This window comes from Mesorhizobium atlanticum, from assembly GCF_003289965.1.
GTDB classification, from domain to species: domain Bacteria; phylum Pseudomonadota; class Alphaproteobacteria; order Rhizobiales; family Rhizobiaceae; genus Mesorhizobium; species Mesorhizobium atlanticum.
The window spans coordinates 56,833-70,977 of record NZ_QMBQ01000007.1 but is presented as its reverse complement, the minus strand read 5'-3'; the positions used below and the strand labels follow the sequence as shown (position 1 = coordinate 70,977).

The following is a 14,145-nucleotide window of genomic DNA, read 5'->3' as shown; positions in this document are numbered from 1 at the left end:
TCCACCCGCTGGAAGCATGGCTTACACCGCCATTGCCGGCTGGCTCCAGCGCGCGGCGAGCAGCCGGTAGGGGATCAGCGCCACCACGGCGATGATCAACTTGACCGAAAGGTCGCCAAGCGCCCAGGACACCCAGCGCATCGTCTCGACCGGCAGCACGCCCATCAGCGGCGCGGTCTCCAGCGCAAAACCGTCATTGGGGCCGGCAAAAGCGAAGGCGGCGGAAAAGGCGACGCCGAAGAAGACGACCGTGTCGAACACCGAGCCGACCAGCGTGCCGACGATCGGCGCGCGCCACCAGCTCTGCCGGCGCAGCCGGTTGAACACGGTGACGTCGAGCAATTGCGCGGTGAGGAAGGCGGCGCCAGAAGCGCCCGCGATGCGCACCAGCCGGTCGGCGGCGGTCTCGAACTCGATCAGGCCATGACGGAACAGGAAGGGTGGGATCAAGATCGAGCAGGTCACCGCCGTCATGAAGCCGACGAACACCACCTTGCGCGCCACGGCCGGGCCGTAGCGTCGGTTGGCGAGGTCGGTGACCAGGAAGGAGAACGGATAGGTGAAGGCGCCCCAGGTGAGCACGTCGGCGAGCGCCAAGCCGCCGACCTGGCCTTGCATCGGGAACTGCACGAGGATGTTGGAGGCCACGACGACAAGCGCCATGGCGGCCACGAAGGGCAGGTATCGCGTCAGGAAATTCATTTTTTTATCCTGGGTAATGGAACCAGCCGAGCGTCGTGCCGACGCTCGCTCTTATTCGAGCAACGGATATGGCCGGTGCCCGAGGCGGTCGTCCCCGCCCGAAAGCTGAGTTAAGCGGCCGACTGCTCGGCAAGCTTCTTGGCGATCTGCTTCTTCAGCAGACGAGCCCGCTGCGACAATTCCTTGACGTCGGCCTTGACCAGGAAGGCGTCGAGGCCGCCGCGATGCTCGACCGAACGCAGCGCGTTGGCCGAAATGCGCAGGCGAACGTTCTGGTTCAGCGCTTCGGAAATCAGCGTCACATTGACCAGGTTCGGCAGGAAGCGACGCTTGGTCTTGTTGTTGGCGTGGCTCACATTGTTGCCGGTCTGGACTGCCTTGGCAGTGAGTTCGCAGGTGCGGGACATCTTGTCTAACCTTCAGTTTCTAAACCTGCCAAACCATTCTGCCCGCGCCAGGCGGCGCGCGGTCTCGGTCAGGCGGCCTTTGGAAAAGTTGGCGTTCCATAGTGGCATTTCACCACTGCGTCAAGCTCCGGCACGTAGCCTGCCGTCCGGCGCGCTCCATATAAAGGCCGGATTTCGTATTATAAGCCCTTCACGAAGGGATATGCCAGGCTGGAGCCTTAGCGTTTCGGCCGAACTGCCAGGGATTCGCCAGCCACCATGCTCCGTCCTGCTCATGCACTTGCCAGCCTGCTTGCCCTTGTCGTGCCGGCAACCACCTTCGCCGCCCCCTCGCCACAGTCCTTCAAGGGCGAATACACGGTCTCCTATCTTGGCCTTTCGATCGCCAGGGCGACTTTTTCCAGCCGTTATGAGGGCAATACCTACGCCATCAATGGCACCGTCTCGGCCGCGGGGCTCGGCCGGCTGTTCGACGACACCAAAGGCACGATTTCGTCGAAAGGCATCATTTCGGACAAGCGGATGACGCCGCAGGCGTTCAGGGCCGACTACACGTCCGGCAAGAAGGCCTCCATGGTCGACATCCGCTTCAGCAACGGCGCGGTCACCTCCACGCAAGTCGTTCCCGCTCCGAAGAAACGCGATCCGAAGAGTTGGGTGCCGATCGGCGACGGAGACCTGAAATCGGTGCTCGACCCGATGGCCGCGACCGTCATCCATGCCGACAGCCTGGACAAGGTCTGCGGACGCACGGTCAAGTTCTATGATGGCGAGATGCGCGCCGACCTGACACTGACCTATGCCTCCAAGGGCTCGATCTCGGTGCCGGGCTACAAGGGCGACACAGTGACCTGCAAGATGGGCTTCGAGCCGGTAGCGGGCTATCGCAAGGGACGCAAGGCGCTGAATTACCTCCAGAACAAGAGCCGCATGCTGGTGACGTTTGCGCCGGTCGGTCAATCCGGCGTATATGCGCCGATCCGCGCCACGGTCGGGACCCAGATCGGTCCGCTGACCATCAGCGCCGGACGGTTCGAGGCAGTTAATTAAGTCAGGCGCCCGGCGCGCCGCCGGGGAAACGCATGGGGCGCGCAACACTGATCGGTTTTTCGGCGGTTGCCATGTGGGCGCTGCTGGCGCTGCTCACCGACGCTTCCGGGCAGGTGCCGCCGTTCCTGCTGTCGGCCATCACCTTCGCCATCGGCACCTGCGTTGGCTTAGCGGCGCGGCTGGTGATGCCGGCCGCCGACAGAAACCAGAAGATCCCGCCACAGGTCTGGGTGATCGGCATAGCTGGCCTGTTCGGCTACCACTTCTTCTACTTCACCGCGCTGCGCAACGCGCCGGCTGTCGAGGCGAGCCTGATCGCCTATCTATGGCCGTTGCTGATCGTGCTGGGTTCCGCGCTGATGCCGGGCGAGCGGCTGGCCTGGAACCATGTCGTCGGCGCTCTGCTCGGGCTTGCCGGCACGGTCCTGATCGTCACCAAGGGTGGCGGGCTGGCCTTCGACGCGCGTTATGCCTTCGGTTACGCGATGGCCGCCGTCTGCGCGCTTTTGTGGTCGTCCTATTCGCTTCTGTCGCGGCGCTTCCCCTCGGTGCCGACCTCCATCGTCACCTGGTTCTGCGCGGCGACGTCGGTGCTTTCGCTGGCCTGTCATCTTCTGCTTGAGAAAACGGTGCTGCCAGAGGGCCCTGGACAGTGGCTGGCCGTCATCGGGCTCGGCCTGATGCCGGTTGGCGCGGCCTTCTACGCCTGGGATATCGGCGTCAAGCGCGGCAATATCCAGGTGCTGGGCGCCGCGAGCTATGCCGCGCCGCTGTTGTCGACGCTGGTGCTGATCGCTGCCGGCGTCGCGGAGCCGTCGCTGCGCATCCTCGCGGCCTGCGTGCTCATCACCGGGGGCGCTGCGCTGGCCGCGAAGTCTCTGCTGATGCGCAAGCCGGGGGCCAAAGAGGTGAACGCATGATGCCGTTTCCCGGCGGCATCGAGGCCAATGCCAACGCGACGCTTCTGTTCTCGTTCGTCGCGGCCGTGATCTACGCCTTCGCGCTCGACATGCCGCCGAAATGGACGCGCACGGCGGCAAAGACGCTTGCAGTCGCTTTGCTGGCTGTGCTTGCCGCCAAGCAGGGCGGTCCGCTGCTGCTTGTCGCTGCGCTGGGCTTGAGCGCCATCGGCGACGCCTTCCTGTCGCGCGAAGGCGAAAAGCCCTTTCTCGGCGGGCTGGCGAGCTTCCTCGCCGGCCACGTCGCTTATGTCGCGCTGTTCGCGCAGTCAGGCGGCGGGCTCGGCCTTTTGAGCGCCGAATCCTGGCGGGGCGCGATCGCGCTGGCCATGGCTGCATTCAGCATCGTCATGCTTGCCGCGCTCTGGCGCCGCGTCGGTCCGCAACTGCGCATCCCGATCGCCGTCTATGTCGGGGCGATCCTCGCCATGGGCATTTCGGCGCTCACCACCGCCAGCGCCTGGGTCATTGCCGGCGCGGTGCTGTTCATCGCCTCGGACGGGTTGCTGGCGGCCGAGCGCTTCCTGCTCGCGGCGATCTCGCCGCAGCGCCTTTGGATGCGCTATGCGGTCTGGGTGCTTTATTACGCCGCCCAATTGGCGATCACGCTGGGTTTTCTGTTGGCTTAGTTTGTTGTCGGCTGCCAGCCGGGCTCAGCCAGCTCGAAAGCGGCGAAATCGAAGCCAGGCGCCACCGTGCAGCCGACCAGCGTCCATTCGCCGAGGCTGCGCGCCGACTGCCACCAGCCTGCCGGCACAACGATCTGCGGCCGCTCGCCCGCGGCAATGGCGGTGCCCAGAACCTGCTCGATGACCACGCCTGCGCCTTCCTCATGCATCGACAGCGCCAGCGGTGCGCCGGCATAGTAATGCCAGACCTCGGCCGCGTCCTTCACCCGATGCCATGCCGAAAGCTGGCCCTGCTCGAGTAGGAAGTAAATCGCGGTCGAATGACCGCGCGGGCCGCCCGCGGCGTCGCGAAACGTCTCGGCATACCAGCCGCCCTCGGGATGCGGTTCGAGGCCAAGCGTTGCAATGATCTCGGCGGCGCTTTTCATCGATACTCAGAAATTATCCTTGCGCTTGCGGATTTCGGCGAACACCTCGGCGTCCGAAGCTTTCTCCATGCCGAGATGCTTGCGGATCGCCGGGTCGTGCCAGCGCAGGAACGGGTTGGTCGACAGCTCCTCACCGATGGTCGTCGGCAATGTCGGCTTGTTGTCGGCGCGCAGCGCTTCGACCCTGGCCGCGCGCTGCCTCAGCAGCGGGTTGCCCGGATCTACCGTCACCGCGAAGCGGGCGTTGGCCAGAGTGTATTCGTGGCCGCAATAGATGGCGGTTTCCGCCGGCAGCGCCGCCAGCTTCTTCAGCGATTCATACATCACCGACGGCTTGCACTCGAACAGGCGGCCGCAACCCAGCGCGAACAAAGTGTCGGCGGTGAAGGCCACTTTCGAGGCCGGCAGGTGGTAGGAGACATGGCCGGCGGTGTGGCCAGGCGTCTCGATCACCTCGATCCGTTCCTCGCCAAGGCGCACGACCGAGCCTTGGCTGACCGTCTCATCGATGCCCGGAATCTTTGCCTTCTCGGCTTCCGGGCCGATGATGCGCAGCTTGAAGCGCTCCTTCAGCGCCAGATTGGCTTCGACATGGTCGGCATGATGGTGCGTGGTGAGGATCAATGTCGGCATCCAGCCGGTGCGCTTGATCGCCGCCAGGATCGGCGCTTCTTCCGGCGCGTCGATGATCGCCGTCTCGCCGCTTTTCGGATCGTGAACCAGCACGCCGAAATTGTCGGTGCGGCACATGAACTGCTCGATCTCGACGGCCATCGGCATCTGTCTCCGTTGTCGCCGCAGACATAGGGCGACCGGCCGCCGATGTCATCCGGGTTTATCGAACTTGGCGCGTTTATCGAATTTGCCGCCTTTGTTGAACTTGGCATTTATCGCGGCTACCGTCCCGCGCATGCATTCGGACATCGTCGACCTGCGTTCCTTCTACTCGTCCACGCTTGGCCGCCTGGCCGAGCATTCGATCACCATGGCGCTGTCGTCCATTTGGACGACCGTGCCCAACGAGCGGCTGGTCGGCCTCGGCTATACACTGCCGTGGCTGGAACGCTTCGGCACCGATGCCGAGCGCGTCTTCGCTTTCATGCCGGCTACGCAGGGCGCGGTGGTGTGGCCGGCGACCGGGCCGGCGGCGACGGCGCTGGTCTTCGACGAGGAATTGCCGCTGGTCGATTCCTGCATCGATCGCGTGCTCTTGGTGCATTCGCTCGAACACGCCGAAAACCCGCGCGAGACGCTGAACGAGATCTGGCGCGTGCTGTCGCCGGCGGGCAGAGTCGTCATCGTCGTGCCCAACCGGCGCGGTGTGTGGGCGCGCTTCGAGCACACGCCCTTCGGCAACGGCCGGCCGTTCTCGCGCGGCCAGCTGACCGAGTTGCTGCGCGAGGCGAACTTCACCCCGGCGACGTGGAGCGATGCGCTGTTCTTTCCGCCGTCGCCACGGCGTTTCATGATGCGGTTCCACAATGTGCTGGAGCGGGCCGGCCGTCGGTTCTGGCCGATCTTTTCCGGCGTCATCGTCGTCGAGGCGCAGAAACGGCTCTACCAGGGGGTGCCGGTCGCTCAGCGCGCCTCGCGCCGCGTCTTCGTGCCGGTCTTCTCGCCACAGGGCGCGACGCGGCTTGGCCGGCGGTCGACCCCGCTCCCGGCAAAGTGACGCGTTCGTGATCGCGGCAGCGCCTTGCATCGCGCGGCGATCGTTACCCTATCTGAGGCATGCTCGACCTGAGCTTGCTCGTTTGGCGCTACACTCGTGACCGCCGCGGAATCAGGAATATCCCCAATGGACGACCAAACCAATAAGAAGCCGGCGCCACAAAAGGCCGCTGTCTCGGTCGAGGCAAGCAGCCTCGCCGACCAGGTGGCGACGATCAGGCAGGGGCTCAAGTCCTCGCCGGTGCGCACCCAGCTTGCCTGGGTCTCGATCGGTATCGTCGCGGTCATCGTCGCAACCTCGATCGGGCAGGTTCTGCTCAACCGCTGGAACCAGCCTTTCTACGATGCGCTGGCGCGTCGCGACATGTCGGACTTCCTGCACCAGCTTCTCGTCTTCGCGATGATCGCCGGTGGGCTTCTGGTGCTCAATATCGGCCAGACCTGGCTCAACCAGATGATCCGTTTGCGGTTGCGCGAGGCGCTAACGCTCGACCTGATCGATCAATGGATGCGTCCGGCGCGCGCCTTTCGGTTGGCCAATGCCGGTGCCATCGGTGTCAATCCCGACCAGCGCATGCAGCAGGACGCGGCTCACTTGTCGGACCTGTCGACGGATCTCGGCGTCGGCCTGCTGCAATCCCTCATCCTGCTCGTCTCCTTCATCGGCGTCTTGTGGGAGCTGTCTTCCGGCTTCGTGTTCCACATCGGCGGCTATTCATTGGCGATACCGGGCTACATGGTGTGGGCCGCGTTCCTCTATGCCGGGATAGCCTCGTGGCTGAGCTGGCTGGTCGGTCGTCCGCTGATCGGCCTTAACAGCGAGCGCTATACCCGCGAAGCGGAGTTGCGCTCCTCGATGGTAAGGGTCAACGAGAATGTCGACGCCATTGCGCTCTACCACGGCGAGCCTGATGCCAGGCGCCGGCTCGAGCTTGACCTCGGCGCGGTGCTGGGCGCCATGCGGCGCATCTTTACCGCGCAGATCAACCTGTCCTGGGTGACCGACACTTATGGCTGGATAACGGTGGTTGCGCCCATCCTGGTGGCTTCGCCAGTCTACTTTTCCGGCGACATCTCGTTCGGCGGGCTGATGATGGCGGTCGGCGCCTTCAACCAGGTCCATTCGTCGCTCCGTTGGTTCATCAACAACATCGGCAGCATCGCCGACTGGCGCGCGACGCTGATGCGCGTGGCCGATTTCCGTATCGCGCTCACCGAGACCGATGCGCTGCACGACACGGAGAAACGCATCCAATTCGGCGAAAACGCCAATGGCCGCCTGACCTTCGACAAGCTTCAGGTGTCCTCGCCGGAAGGCTGCACCAAGCTTGCCGAGACGGAGGTCGAAATCCATTCCGGCGAGCGTGTCATGATCACCGGCGAGCCGGGCGCCGGCAAGACGTTGTTCTTCCGTGCCATTGCCGGCCTGTGGCCATGGGGTAGCGGCCGGATCGGCCTTCCGGCGGGCGAGACTCCCATCTTCGTACCGCGCGTGCCCTATTTCCCGGCCGGTACGCTGCGCGAGGTCCTCGATCATCCGAACGGAGAGGCCCCAGCCAGCGATGCCGAGATCGCGGCCGTGCTCATGGAGCTCGGCCTCGATCGGCTGGCAACCGAACTTGACCATCCCGGGCGGTGGGAACGCGAGCTCAGCGATGACGAACAACGAGCGCTGGCTTTCGCCAGACTCGCCCTGCGCAAGCCAAAATGGGTGATCATGGACGAGGCGCTCGACGCGTTCGACGGCCCGTCGCTGCGACGGGTACTGGCGATGATGGAAAAGCGCCTGCCAGGGACAGCCATCCTGAACATAGGGCGCGGCCTGCACAACACCCAGTTCTTCCCGCGCGCGCTGAATATCGTGAAAGATACCGGCGCACCGGCGCTGAAGCCGGCGCGCGTCCGCGCCGGAGCGATCGAGCCGCCGCCCATGACTGCCCGCGCCAGGAAGAAATAGCTTTATTTTCGCCGCGATCGCCGGGAAGATTCGCCGGGTCGTTCGAGGCTGCCATGCTCGAGATACTCAGCCTGCTTGCCTGTTTCGCCTGCGCCGAGGCGGCTTCGTTGCCCGCGCCTGACGGCGGCACGCAGGTCGATGTGGAACTCGTGCTTGCCGTCGACATCTCGCAGTCGATGGACGAGGACGAGTTCGCCCTGCAGCGCGCCGGCTATGTCGAGGCGCTGCGCCATCCCGACTTCATCAATGCCGTGCGCTCGGGTCGAAATGGCCGCATCGCGCTCGCTTATTTCGAATGGGCGGGCGTGGTGCGCGACGACGGCGTCATTGCCTGGCAGATCATCGATGGGGAGGCCAGCGCCAACGCTTTTGCCGACAGGATAGAAGCGCGGCCGTTCCGCAGCTTCCGCGGCACCTCGATTTCAGGCGCCCTCGGCTTCGGCGCCGGGCTCCTGGAGAGAAGCGGCTTTTCGGCGCCGCGCCGCGTCATCGACATATCGGGCGACGGACCCAACAATATCGGGCTGCCCGTCGCCGAGATCCGCGATGCCACCGTCGCCAAGGGTATCGTCATCAACGGCCTGCCCATACTCATCAGGCCGTCGCCGAGCGTCAGCCGTCTCGACCGCTATTACGCCGACTGCGTGACCGGAGGAGCGGGTTCCTTTGTGCTGCCGATCTACGCGGCGTCAGAATTCTCGACCGCCATCCGCCGCAAGCTGGTCCAGGAGGTGAGCGGCCTCACCGACGCCAAATCCATTCGCGTCGAGGATGCCGCACCCGTCGATTGCCTGCTGGGCGAGCGCCTTCGGCGGCGGTTCTCAGATCCATATTTTCCCGAACTCGACAGATAGTGCGTTTCACCGTTTCACGGAAACGGTTAAACGCACTATCTCCTTGTTTTTACGCAATTCCGGACGGAAAACCGCTCACACTTTTCCTGGAATTGCTCTAGCAGTCCGTCTCAAGCCGCCCGAGCGCCGTATTTGGCGCGGAACTCGTCGTAGCAATCGCGGCGCCAACGCCGGCCGACGACATAGCCGCGCAGAAGCTGCGGCAGCGAATAACCGAGCGCCTTGGACGAGCGGTTGGCGAGATAGCCGGAAAAGGCCTGGTGCAGCCGGCCCTTCAAGATGTCGGCGATAATCTGGCGCGCGATCATATAGGGCGGAACGTCCGGATATCGGTCGGCGATATAGGGGTGCTTGTCGATCAGATTGGCATAGGCCGCGACATAACCGTCGCGGCGGCCGGAGATCGAGCTCTCCGAATTGTACTTCTTCCAGTCGATGTCTTCGGACAAAAGAGCGCCGCCGCGCCGAGCGAAGCGCAGCAGAAGCTCGCGATCCTGCATGCGCGTGATGTCGCTGTCATAGCCGCCGATCGCGAGCAGCGACTCGTGCCTGGCGGTGATAGCCGAGCCGGCAATGAAGATGGTCTGCGAGACCAGGGCGCGCTGCAGTTTGCTCTTGTCGAGAAAGGCGCCGCGATTGATGCATTTGGTGCTGCGGCTCCCCTTCAGCGACAGGAACGAACTGATCAGCACCTCCAGCGAAGGATTCTCTTCAAAGTGCGCCAACGTCCGCTCCAGCCGGTCCGGCAGATAGACATCGTCCGAATCGAGGAAAGTCACTACAGGCGCCCGGGCGCGCTCGATGCCCGCATTGCGCGCGGCATTGGCGCCGCGCCATTTGGCGCCGACATAGATCAGCCTGGGGTCGCGGATTTCAGCAAGCGCGGCAGCCGTCCCGTCCGTCGAACCATCGTCGACCACAATGTGCTCGAAGCGGGTAAGCGTCTGCGCCAGAACGCTTTCCACCGCGCGCACGACCTGGCTGCGCCGGTTGTGCGTCGGCGTGATCACCGTAATCAGCGGAACGTCTTCGCTCGACATCGGGCTGCCGCTACCGGTCGGTTCTGGTGTCTGCCGGACGGGTTTGATGACTATGTTGGTATCCCACCTTTGATTTGTGGCCGACGCTACAAAAAAGCCACCTTTCTGTCACGCCGCGCTTACCAAGAAATGCCGGAAATCCGCGGCTTTTCCGCAACATTGCGGTTTGATGGCAACATAATCGGCCTTCCGGCCCGGGGAGGCCGTCCGCCGACCAGGTCCGGCGGTGAGAATCATGCGCTCATGGAGCCGATCGCGCGGCGTCAGCGTCTGAGCAGAAACACCGCCTGCTGGCCGAAGAAATTCCAGAACCACCAGGGCATCGACAGGCCGATCTTCTGGCCGTTGGCGTCGAGCGCGGTCGCCTTCTCGACGGTCGCGCCGAGCTCCTCGCACAGGTTGACGAAGTCGCGGATGGTGCAGAAGTGGATGTTGGGCGTGTCGTACCAGGAATAGGGCAGGTCCTTGGTGACCGGCATCCTGCCCTTGATCAAAAGCGAGAAGCGCACGCGCCAGTGACCGAAATTGGGGAAGGAGACGATGGCGCGGTTGCCGATCCTGAGCAGTTCATCGAGCACTACCTTCGGGTTGCGCGTCGCCTGCAGCGTCTGCGACAGCACGACGAAGTCGAAGCCCTTGTCGGGGTAGAATCCGAGATCCTTGTCGGCATCGCCCTGGATGACGGAAAGGCCGCGCGCCACGCATTCATTGACGCCGCGCTGCGACAGTTCCATTCCGCGGCCGTCGACCTGCTTGGTCTCCTGCAGCAGTTCCAGAAGCACGCCGTCACCCGAGCCGACGTCGAGCACGCGCGAATTGGCTGGAATGAGATCGGTGACGACGTCGAGGTCGACACGCTGGGCGCGGTTGACGCTCATGGGGACACCTCCGCCCTTTGTCTTGATGCATGTCGTTGTCCGGAAGCCACGGCGCGGTTCTGGGCGACATGCCTCAGCGATCGCCTGCCGCTCATAGGCCGAGCCCCCTGGCGCGGGCAGCGGAGGCGATGAAACCATTGATGGCCGCGAACAGCTCCGGCTCGTCGAGAAGGAAGGCGTCGTGGCCGCGATCGGTCTCGATCTCGACGAAGGAGACGGAAGCGCCCGCCGCGTTCAAAGCATGCACGATCGAGCGGCTCTCCTCGGTCGGGAACAGCCAGTCGCTGGTGAAGGAGACCAGGCAAAAGCGCGTCTTGGTGCCGGCGAAGGCATCGGCGAGGCGCCCGCCGTGATCGGCGGCAAGGTCGAAATAGTCCATCGCGCGGGTCAGATAGAGGTAGGAATTGGCGTCGAAGCGGTCGACGAAGGTCATGCCCTGATGGCGCAGATAGCTCTCGATCTGGAAATCGGCGTCGAAGCCGAATGTGAGCGCCTCGCGGTCCTGCAGATTGCGGCCGAACTTGCGGTGGAGCGCCGCTTCCGAAAGATAGGTGATGTGGGCGGCCATGCGCGCGACGGCGAGCCCCTTTTCCGGCCGCTTGCCGAGCTCGAGATATTTGCCGCCATGCCAGTCCGGATCGGCCATGACCGCCTGCCGTCCGACCTCGTGGAAGGCGATGTTCTGCGAGGAATGGCGGGCGCCGGTGGCGATCGGCAGGGCCGAGAAGACCCGCTCCGGATAGCTCGCCGCCCATTCCAGCACCTGCATGCCGCCCATCGAGCCGCCAAGCACGCAAAACAGCTTTTCGATGCCGAAATGATCGACCAGCATCGCCTGCGCGCGCACCATGTCGCGTATGGTGATGATCGGCAGGTCGAGGCCGTAGGGCTTGCCGGTCGCCGGATTGGTCGATGCCGGGCCGGTAGAACCGAGGCAGCCGCCGATGACGTTTGCGCAGATGACGAAGAAGCGATTGGTGTCGATGATCTTTCCGGGGCCGATCAGCACCTCCCACCAGCCCGGCTTGCCGGTCACCGGATTGGTGTTGGCAACGTGCTGGTCGCCGGTCAGCGCATGGCAGACGAGGATGGCGTTGGAGCGCGCGTCGTTCAGCGTGCCGTAGGTCTGGTAGGCGATCTGGAAAGGCGAAAGCAAGGTGCCGGCATCGAGCTTCAGCGGCTTGTCGGGGCCGAACTGCAGCACCGGGCTCGACGGATGGTCTGCCTCGTCGTTGGTTCTTGCAGCGCGCTGAGCGGCCATGTCCGTCCTCATCCTGTCCCGCATCTGTCTCGTCGCGATGCGGTGTCCGGCCAGCGGCGGACAACAAAAAACCGGCTTGCCGTCGCAAAGCCGGTTACAGGTTGCAAACGGCCCTTTAGCGAGTTGTTTAACGTGGCTGCAAGCCGACCGGCCAAATCACCACGAAGTTCATGGTTCTTTTACGTCTGCGTTGTGCGAACGTCAACGGCGGCGTTCCGGTGAGCCCATCTTGCGTAATTTGTGTAGATTGCGCATATTGCGTGACAGATACCGGTTCGATCTGTTTCACTCACTTCACCAGCTGTTTTTTATCGGATGGAGGCAGATATGCCACGCCACACCGCGGTTCCGGCGAGTGACTTCGCCCGAAATTTTGCGAAATATCAGGATGAAGCCATCGCCAAGAAGGTCATCAACGTGACCAGTCATGGCCGGATTGTCGGAGCGTATCTCTCTGCCGCCGAGTTCGCGCATTACGAATCGCTGAAGCGCCGGGAGCGCGAAATCCTGATCGTGGGCGATCTCGATGAGGATACAATCGCCTCCATCGAAGCTGCCGAATATGGCGTGGAACCGAAGTGACACTGCCGGTTCCAAGGCTGGGTCTTGTCGTTCGCTATAGTTTTCTTTGGAGCACCGAACATGACCGGGCGGTATCGAAGGCACGAAGGATCGCCCCTGCGCGATCGTTGTCGCTACGCCACGCGATGCGGAAGGTCACATCCACACCATAGTCGCACCGATTACCCATAGCCCGCCACCGGACAATTCCGCGTCAATCGAGATTCCGCCGGCAGTATGCCGGGCCCTTGGCCTCGACGACGGCCGGCATTGGCTGCGCTTTGATGAATCGAACAGGTTCCTTTGGCCCGGCTACGATGTTCGACCGCGTTCCGATGGCAGTTACGCCTATGGAATGCTGCCGCCGGCTTTGTTCGAGCAACTGCGCCGAGGGATTTTGCAGCTTCAGCAGACGCGCAAGACCCGGATTGTCGGCCGCGACGATTAACGCCGTGCCCGGCTGAAGCGGGGCGCCGAAACAGATCCGAGCCACGCGCTTCAAGCCCTTGTTTTAATGTGTGTCGTTGTCGCAGGAGCCGCTGCACACTTCTCGGCGATATGCAGCAGACCTCTCGACATTGCCGGTCACGGCTTGTATTTCCGCTGCGGCCTTTAAAGGCCCTCTCGACGGATTTGTGACATGAAGCAGGATCAGCCCCGTCCGACGCCCCGCGCGGGCATCATGGACATCGAGGCCTATGTGCCGGGAAAAAGCACCGCGCCGGCCGGCGTGACGAAAGTCTACAAGCTGTCGTCGAACGAAAACCCGCTCGGGCCCTCGCCGAAGGCGATCGAGGCCGCGCGCGAGGTGGCGGCGAAGCTCGACGTCTATCCGGACGGCACGGCGCGGCGGCTGCGCGAGGCGATCGCCGAGGTGCATGGGCTCAATCCGGCGAACATAATCTGCTCCAACGGCTCGGACGAGATCCTGGGGCTCCTGGCACAGACCTATCTGGCGCCGGGCGACGAGGCCGTGTTCACCGAACACGCCTTCATGGTCTACAAGATCTACATCCAGGCGGCGGGCGCCAAGCCGGTGGCGGTGAAGGAAACCGACGAGCGCGCCGATGTCGACGCGATCCTCGCCGCGGTTACGCCCAGGACGCGTATCGTGTTCCTTGCCAATCCGAACAATCCGACCGGCACCTATGTGCCGTTCCAAGAGGTGCGCCGGTTGCACGCGGCATTGCGCAAGAACGTGCTCCTGGTGCTCGACGCGGCCTATGCCGAATATGTGCGGCGCAACGACTATGAAGCCGGCATCGAGCTCGTCGGCAGCTCGGAGAACGTGGTGATGACCCGCACCTTCTCCAAGCTCGGCCTCGGCGGCGCGCGAATCGGCTGGATGTATGGACCGGCGCATATCGTCGATGCGATCAACCGCATTCGCGGCCCCTTCAACGTCAATGCAACCGCGATCGAGGCCGGCATCGCCGCGATCCGCGACCGGGCCCATATCGAGCGCAGCGCGGCGCATAACGAGAAATGGCTGGCCTGGCTGAATGAAGAACTGACCAAGCTCGGCCTGCGCGTTACGCCCAGCGTCGGCAATTTCGTGCTGATCCATTTTCCCGACGATAACAGGCACTCAGCGGCGGCCGCGGACGACTATCTCAGTGCGCGCGGTTACATCCTGCGCCGCGTCACCGGCTACGGCTTCCCCAACGCGCTTCGCATGAGCGTCGGCACCGAAGAGGCCAATCACGGGGTCATCGACGCGCTCAAGACCTTCCTGAAAAGCTAGACAC

General features: G+C 63.7%; 16 protein-coding genes and 1 riboswitch. Of the genes, 8 read left to right on the top strand and 8 right to left on the bottom strand.

What is annotated here, in order from left to right:
• Nucleotides 1-21 precede the first annotated feature (21 nt).
• Complete coding sequence (locus DPM35_RS22945) at nt 22-702, bottom strand: queuosine precursor transporter (RefSeq protein WP_112129517.1); 681 nt, start codon at nt 700-702, stop codon at nt 22-24.
• A 110-nt stretch (nt 703-812) separates the two neighbouring features.
• Nucleotides 813-1,109 carry a 50S ribosomal protein L28 gene (gene rpmB, locus DPM35_RS22940; protein ID WP_040989302.1) on the bottom strand — a complete coding sequence of 99 codons (297 nt, stop codon included), beginning with the start codon at nt 1,107-1,109 and terminating at the stop codon, nt 813-815.
• A 258-nt stretch (nt 1,110-1,367) separates the two neighbouring features.
• On the opposite strand from rpmB, the gene DPM35_RS22935 reads away from it, so the two are divergent.
• The 3 genes from DPM35_RS22935 to DPM35_RS22925 are packed head-to-tail and all read left to right on the top strand — an operon-like array spanning nt 1,368 to nt 3,747.
• Nucleotides 1,368-2,159 carry a DUF3108 domain-containing protein gene (locus tag DPM35_RS22935; RefSeq protein WP_112129516.1) on the top strand — a complete coding sequence of 264 codons (792 nt, stop codon included), beginning with the start codon at nt 1,368-1,370 and terminating at the stop codon, nt 2,157-2,159.
• A gap of 32 nt (nt 2,160-2,191) precedes the next feature.
• Nucleotides 2,192-3,079, top strand: coding sequence for an aromatic amino acid exporter YddG (gene yddG, locus DPM35_RS22930; RefSeq protein WP_112129515.1), 888 nt, complete (start codon nt 2,192-2,194; stop codon nt 3,077-3,079).
• Nucleotides 3,076-3,747, top strand: coding sequence for a lysoplasmalogenase (locus DPM35_RS22925; RefSeq protein WP_112129514.1), 672 nt, complete (start codon nt 3,076-3,078; stop codon nt 3,745-3,747). The genes yddG and DPM35_RS22925 overlap by 4 nt, the downstream gene beginning before the upstream one ends.
• Here DPM35_RS22925 and DPM35_RS22920 read toward each other — a convergent pair.
• Together DPM35_RS22920 and gloB are read right to left on the bottom strand one after the other, a co-directional pair.
• The gene (locus DPM35_RS22920; protein ID WP_112129513.1) at nt 3,744-4,175 is read right to left on the bottom strand and encodes a cupin domain-containing protein; all 432 of its coding nucleotides are present in this window, start codon (nt 4,173-4,175) and stop codon (nt 3,744-3,746) included. The genes DPM35_RS22925 and DPM35_RS22920 overlap by 4 nt on opposite strands.
• 6 nt (nt 4,176-4,181) lie before the next feature.
• A complete protein-coding gene (gene gloB / locus DPM35_RS22915) occupies nt 4,182-4,949 on the bottom strand; it encodes a hydroxyacylglutathione hydrolase (protein ID WP_112129752.1) in 768 nt (255 codons plus the stop codon).
• A gap of 136 nt (nt 4,950-5,085) precedes the next feature.
• Here gloB and DPM35_RS22910 point away from each other — a divergent pair, with 136 nt between their 5' ends.
• The 3 genes from DPM35_RS22910 to DPM35_RS22900 all read left to right on the top strand — a co-directional run bounded on the left by DPM35_RS22910 (nt 5,086) and on the right by DPM35_RS22900 (nt 8,657).
• A complete protein-coding gene (locus DPM35_RS22910) occupies nt 5,086-5,847 on the top strand; it encodes a class I SAM-dependent methyltransferase (protein ID WP_112129512.1) in 762 nt (253 codons plus the stop codon).
• Between the two features lie 126 nt (nt 5,848-5,973).
• Nucleotides 5,974-7,803, top strand: a complete 1,830-nt coding sequence (locus DPM35_RS22905) for an ABC transporter ATP-binding protein/permease (RefSeq protein WP_112129511.1) — start codon at nt 5,974-5,976, stop codon at nt 7,801-7,803.
• 53 nt (nt 7,804-7,856) lie between these two features.
• A complete protein-coding gene (locus tag DPM35_RS22900; RefSeq protein ID WP_112129510.1) occupies nt 7,857-8,657 on the top strand; it encodes a DUF1194 domain-containing protein in 801 nt (266 codons plus the stop codon).
• 110 nt (nt 8,658-8,767) lie between these two features.
• Here DPM35_RS22900 and DPM35_RS22895 read toward each other — a convergent pair whose 3' ends face one another.
• The 3 genes from DPM35_RS22895 to metX all read right to left on the bottom strand — a co-directional run bounded on the left by DPM35_RS22895 (nt 8,768) and on the right by metX (nt 11,836).
• Nucleotides 8,768-9,697: a glycosyltransferase family 2 protein gene (locus DPM35_RS22895; protein WP_112129509.1), complete on the bottom strand. Its 930-nt coding sequence runs from the start codon at nt 9,695-9,697 to the stop codon at nt 8,768-8,770.
• 263 nt (nt 9,698-9,960) lie between these two features.
• On the bottom strand, nt 9,961-10,575 hold the full coding sequence (metW, locus tag DPM35_RS22890) for a methionine biosynthesis protein MetW (RefSeq protein ID WP_112129508.1): 615 nt from the start codon (nt 10,573-10,575) through the stop codon (nt 9,961-9,963).
• 91 nt (nt 10,576-10,666) lie between these two features.
• A complete protein-coding gene (gene metX, locus DPM35_RS22885) occupies nt 10,667-11,836 on the bottom strand; it encodes a homoserine O-acetyltransferase MetX (protein ID WP_112129507.1) in 1,170 nt (389 codons plus the stop codon).
• 95 nt (nt 11,837-11,931) lie between these two features.
• Nucleotides 11,932-12,009: riboswitch (SAM riboswitch) on the bottom strand.
• Nucleotides 12,010-12,163: 154 nt separating this feature from the next.
• On the opposite strand from metX, the gene DPM35_RS22880 reads away from it, so the two are divergent.
• A complete protein-coding gene (locus DPM35_RS22880) occupies nt 12,164-12,418 on the top strand; it encodes a type II toxin-antitoxin system Phd/YefM family antitoxin (protein ID WP_112129751.1) in 255 nt (84 codons plus the stop codon).
• 193 nt (nt 12,419-12,611) lie between these two features.
• Here the strand turns inward: DPM35_RS22880 and DPM35_RS32505 are convergent, their stop codons facing one another.
• The gene (locus tag DPM35_RS32505) at nt 12,612-12,899 is read right to left on the bottom strand and encodes a hypothetical protein (protein WP_181592104.1); all 288 of its coding nucleotides are present in this window, start codon (nt 12,897-12,899) and stop codon (nt 12,612-12,614) included.
• Between the two features lie 138 nt (nt 12,900-13,037).
• Between DPM35_RS32505 and hisC the strand changes: the two genes are divergently transcribed.
• The gene (hisC, locus tag DPM35_RS22870; RefSeq protein ID WP_112129506.1) at nt 13,038-14,141 is read left to right on the top strand and encodes a histidinol-phosphate transaminase; all 1,104 of its coding nucleotides are present in this window, start codon (nt 13,038-13,040) and stop codon (nt 14,139-14,141) included.
• The last annotated feature ends 4 nt before the right edge of the window (nt 14,142-14,145 follow it).

What these genes read in the sequence shown, in the direction of transcription:
- DPM35_RS22945 (WP_112129517.1), bottom strand. Translation starts at nt 702, where the DNA reads ATGAATTTCCTGACGCGATACCTGCCCTTCGTGGCCGCCATGGCGCTT.
- rpmB (WP_040989302.1), bottom strand. Translation starts at nt 1,109, where the DNA reads ATGTCCCGCACCTGCGAACTCACTGCCAAGGCAGTCCAGACCGGCAAC.
- DPM35_RS22935 (WP_112129516.1), top strand. Translation starts at nt 1,368, where the DNA reads ATGCTCCGTCCTGCTCATGCACTTGCCAGCCTGCTTGCCCTTGTCGTG.
- yddG (WP_112129515.1), top strand. Translation starts at nt 2,192, where the DNA reads ATGGGGCGCGCAACACTGATCGGTTTTTCGGCGGTTGCCATGTGGGCG.
- DPM35_RS22925 (WP_112129514.1), top strand. Translation starts at nt 3,076, where the DNA reads ATGATGCCGTTTCCCGGCGGCATCGAGGCCAATGCCAACGCGACGCTT.
- DPM35_RS22920 (WP_112129513.1), bottom strand. Translation starts at nt 4,175, where the DNA reads ATGAAAAGCGCCGCCGAGATCATTGCAACGCTTGGCCTCGAACCGCAT.
- gloB (WP_112129752.1), bottom strand. Translation starts at nt 4,949, where the DNA reads ATGGCCGTCGAGATCGAGCAGTTCATGTGCCGCACCGACAATTTCGGC.
- DPM35_RS22910 (WP_112129512.1), top strand. Translation starts at nt 5,086, where the DNA reads ATGCATTCGGACATCGTCGACCTGCGTTCCTTCTACTCGTCCACGCTT.
- DPM35_RS22905 (WP_112129511.1), top strand. Translation starts at nt 5,974, where the DNA reads ATGGACGACCAAACCAATAAGAAGCCGGCGCCACAAAAGGCCGCTGTC.
- DPM35_RS22900 (WP_112129510.1), top strand. Translation starts at nt 7,857, where the DNA reads ATGCTCGAGATACTCAGCCTGCTTGCCTGTTTCGCCTGCGCCGAGGCG.
- DPM35_RS22895 (WP_112129509.1), bottom strand. Translation starts at nt 9,697, where the DNA reads ATGTCGAGCGAAGACGTTCCGCTGATTACGGTGATCACGCCGACGCAC.
- metW (WP_112129508.1), bottom strand. Translation starts at nt 10,575, where the DNA reads ATGAGCGTCAACCGCGCCCAGCGTGTCGACCTCGACGTCGTCACCGAT.
- metX (WP_112129507.1), bottom strand. Translation starts at nt 11,836, where the DNA reads ATGGCCGCTCAGCGCGCTGCAAGAACCAACGACGAGGCAGACCATCCG.
- DPM35_RS22880 (WP_112129751.1), top strand. Translation starts at nt 12,164, where the DNA reads ATGCCACGCCACACCGCGGTTCCGGCGAGTGACTTCGCCCGAAATTTT.
- hisC (WP_112129506.1), top strand. Translation starts at nt 13,038, where the DNA reads ATGAAGCAGGATCAGCCCCGTCCGACGCCCCGCGCGGGCATCATGGAC.